Below are 3,779 nucleotides of genomic sequence, written 5' to 3' on the forward strand. Positions count from 1 at the left end.
CTTTTGCGCAACTACATGGTTGGCTTGCCCAAAGACATCATCGAAAACGCTCGTGTAGATGGCGCGACAGAATTCCAGATTTTCGTGAAAATCATTCTGCCGTTGTCCTTCCCTGCGCTGGCATCCTTCGCGATCTTCCAGTTCTTGTGGACATGGAACGATCTCTTGGTGGCACTCGTGTTCTTGATCGACAGTTCAGGTGACACCACGGTGATGACACGCCAGATTGTTGAACTTTTGGGATCAAAAGGCGGCAACTGGGAAATTTTGGCGACCGCGGCATTCGTATCGATTTCGGTCCCGTTGTTTGTCTTCTTCGCTATGCAAAAATATCTGGTGCGCGGCTTGCTGGCCGGCTCAGTCAAATAAGAAAAGTCTTACTCAATGAACGTTCAAATTTCCGATTCCTTTTCTCGCGATCCTGATTGGTGGCGCGGTGCGGTGATCTATCAAATCTACCCGCGTTCCTATCAGGATAGCTCGGGGGATGGCATCGGTGACCTTGCAGGTATCGTTAAACGCCTGCCTTACATCGCATCTTTGGGTGTGGACGCTATTTGGATTTCGCCGTTCTTTACGTCGCCGATGAATGATTTCGGTTATGACGTATCGGACTACCGCGATGTGGATCCAATGTTTGGGACGCTGAGCGATTTCGACGCTGTGATCGAAACCGCCCATGCCCATGGCGTCAAGGTCATGATTGATTTGGTGATGTCCCACACATCAGATCAACACCCGTGGTTCAAAGAGAGTAAGGCCTCCAAAGATAACGACAAATCCAATTGGTATGTTTGGGCGGATGCCAAGCCTGACGGCACGCCGCCCAACAATTGGCTGTCTATTTTTGGCGGTTCTGCATGGCACTGGTGTGGCACGCGGATGCAATACTACCTGCACAACTTCCTGACCTCACAGCCGGATCTCAACTTTCACGAACCAGCTGTGCAACAGGCCCTTTTGGACGTTTGCAAGTTCTGGCTTGATCGGGGCGTTGACGGGTTCCGCTTGGACACGATCAACTTCTATACGCATGATGCTGAGTTGCGCGACAATCCGGTGTTGCCGGTTGAGCTGCGCAATTCAACCATCGCGCCAGCTGTAAACCCTTACAACTGGCAAGAGCATCTCTATTCGAAAAACCAACCAGAGAACCTGACCTTCCTGCGCAAACTGCGTGCAGTGCTGCAGCCGTATAATGCGGCTGCCGTGGGCGAGGTAGGGGACGCACAGCGCGGCCTTGAAATTTTGGGCGAATACACGACGGGCAACGAGCTGATGCACATGTGCTATGCGTTCGAATTGCTGTCTGGCGATCGCCCGTGCGCGCAATACATCAAAGATGTGATGGATAAAGTCGACGATGTGGCCAGCGATGGCTGGGCCTGTTGGGCCTTTTCCAATCATGACGTTGTCCGCCATCCGACACGTTGGAACCTAAGCGGCGACGCCTTGTCCATGTTCACAACGATGATGATGTGTCTCAAAGGGTCGGTTTGTATTTATCAAGGCGAAGAGCTTGGCCTGCAAGAGGCCGACGTCGCGTTTGAAGATCTACAAGATCCTTACGGCATCGAATTTTGGCCTGACTTCAAAGGTCGTGATGGCTGTCGCACGCCGATGGTGTGGGAAAAGTCCAACCAAAACGGTGGATTTTCCGACAGCGACAAAACATGGTTGCCGGTCAGCCCAGACCATCTTGGACTAAGTGTGGCGCAATCCGAGGCCGATGAGAACTCGATCATTCATCATTACCGCCGCGCGATTGCACTGCGGCAGTCCCATGATGCGCTTAAGTCTGGGACCTGTAGCCCCATGAGCGTTTCGGACGGCTGCCTGATCTTTACGCGGGCTGGCGCCGAAGAGGAAATCTACTGTGCTTTCAATCTGACGGACGACACTGTGGCACTCGATGTGCCCACCGGCGATTGGCAAGTAATCGATACAACTTTGAACTCCGCTGCACCTGCTGGCGGGAAATTGAATCTGGGGCCTTGGCAGCCCTGCATTTTGCATCGCAAATTGACTTAGAGGGAGGGGAACACAATGGCAGAACTCAAACTGACCGATGTCGCAAAAACCTACGGCGGTAAAGTTGAGGTTCTTAAGAACATCAACCTTGATATCAAAACCGGTGAATTGGTGGTCTTTGTTGGGCCATCTGGCTGTGGTAAATCCACATTGTTGCGGATGATTGCGGGACTTGAGAAAATCTCAGGCGGCACTTTTGAAATTGATGGCGTCAGAGTCAATGACACCCCGCCAGCCCAACGCGGCATTGCGATGGTGTTCCAGTCTTACGCTTTGTACCCGCACATGACTGTGCGAGATAACATGGCGTTTGCTTTGAAATTGGCCAAGAAAACCAAGGCTGAAATCGATGAGGCCGTGGACAAAGCAGCGAAGATTTTGCAGCTCGATGAGTATCTTGATCGTCTGCCAAAAGCCCTGTCTGGCGGTCAACGCCAACGTGTCGCTATTGGCCGTGCCATCGTGCGTGACCCGAAAGTGTACCTCTTTGATGAGCCGCTTTCCAACTTGGATGCTGCCTTGCGTGTTGCCACGCGCATCGAGATTGCGCAGCTCAAGGAATCCATGCCGAATTCCACCATGGTCTACGTGACCCACGACCAAGTTGAAGCCATGACATTGGCGGACCGCATCGTGGTTCTGGCCAACAAAGGCATCGCACAGGTTGGCTCTCCGCTGGATCTGTACGAGCGTCCAGACAATGAATTCGTAGCGCAGTTCATCGGCTCGCCTGCGATGAACTTGATCCCAGGTGAAATCACCGAAACCGGCGCGCAGACAACTGTGACACTGGACGGTGGCGGCATCGCGGTCTCCTCTATTCCGACGGAAAGCTCAGACAAGGGCCGCAAGGTCAATGTTGGTGTGCGTCCAGAAGACTTCACCACGGTTGAAGGCACAGGTATCGTCAACGGCACGGTGAACTTCACCGAAGCTTTAGGCGAGGTCACTTTGGTGTACTTCAAAGCTGAGCGCGGCGAAGAGCCTGTTTTGGCCAAGCTTTTGGGCATCCACAACGGTTTGCGCGGCAATAAGATCAGCCTCACAGCAAATCCAGAAAAAGTGCACCTGTTTGCCGATGGTCTGTCCATGCGCAAGTAAGCCTTGCGCTTATACAGGATCAAAATTTGAAGAGGGCCGCCGTTTGGGTGGCCCTTTTTCATTGGCTGTACTGCGAAGCCCCGTGACACCGCAACGCAGGGCCGCAGGACCACAGGCCCTAGCGCGTGCTTGCACAGAGTGATATTCCTAAGTCGTAATATGTAAGGCAAGCCCATGACCACTGCTCCAAAAACGCCCGACCCGCGACTGAAACCCAAACCGTTTAACGCAGCGCCTAAAGGGTTGTGGCGGGCGACGCCTTTGGCGATTTTTCCACCCATCCTAGGCTTGTTTGGTATTGGATTGGCGTGGCGCGCGGCCGCGGCCCAGCTTGGGGCACCGTCATGGATTGGCGAAATGTGGCTCGGCGCTGTGTGTCTTTTGTATGTGTTTGCGGGGATTGCCTATAAAGCCAAGATTTGGCGCAGGCCGTCTGCGCTTTTGGATGACGCCAAAATTCTACCCGGTCGGGCAGGGTTGTCTGCGATGACCGCGTCGATGTTTTTGTTCTCTGCGACCTTGGTGCCTTATTGGACTTTAGCGGCCAATATCGTGCTGTTCGCTGGCCTGCTGGCGCATGCGGCTGGCGCGATTATTATCATTCGGTCTTTGCTTACGGGGCCAGCTGAGCAGCGCCGCGTCACCCC

At 53.6% G+C, this 3,779-nt stretch carries 3 protein-coding genes and 1 pseudogene; all 4 read left to right on the plus strand.

The features are described from left to right. The coding region (locus ABF287_RS15035; protein ID WP_347185813.1) for a carbohydrate ABC transporter permease at nt 1-369 on the plus strand (369 nt) is incomplete at its 5' end. A 15-nt stretch (nt 370-384) separates the two neighbouring features. After that, nucleotides 385-2,031, plus strand: coding sequence for an alpha-amylase family glycosyl hydrolase (locus ABF287_RS15040; RefSeq protein WP_347185814.1), 1,647 nt, complete (start codon nt 385-387; stop codon nt 2,029-2,031). Between the two features lie 15 nt (nt 2,032-2,046). Next, entirely contained in the window at nt 2,047-3,132 is a 1,086-nt protein-coding gene (ugpC, locus tag ABF287_RS15045; RefSeq protein ID WP_347185815.1) for a sn-glycerol-3-phosphate ABC transporter ATP-binding protein UgpC, read from the plus strand. Nucleotides 3,133-3,306: 174 nt separating this feature from the next. After that, nucleotides 3,307-3,779, plus strand: a pseudogene (locus ABF287_RS15050) (tellurium resistance protein); the annotation flags it as partial.

This window comes from Pacificibacter sp., from assembly GCF_039769035.1.
Classification (GTDB): domain Bacteria; phylum Pseudomonadota; class Alphaproteobacteria; order Rhodobacterales; family Rhodobacteraceae; genus Celeribacter.

Coding starts and splice junctions, on each gene's coding strand:
- ugpC (WP_347185815.1), top strand. CDS start 2,047: ATGGCAGAACTCAAACTGACCGATGTCGCAAAAACCTACGGCGGTAAA.
- ABF287_RS15040 (WP_347185814.1), top strand. CDS start 385: ATGAACGTTCAAATTTCCGATTCCTTTTCTCGCGATCCTGATTGGTGG.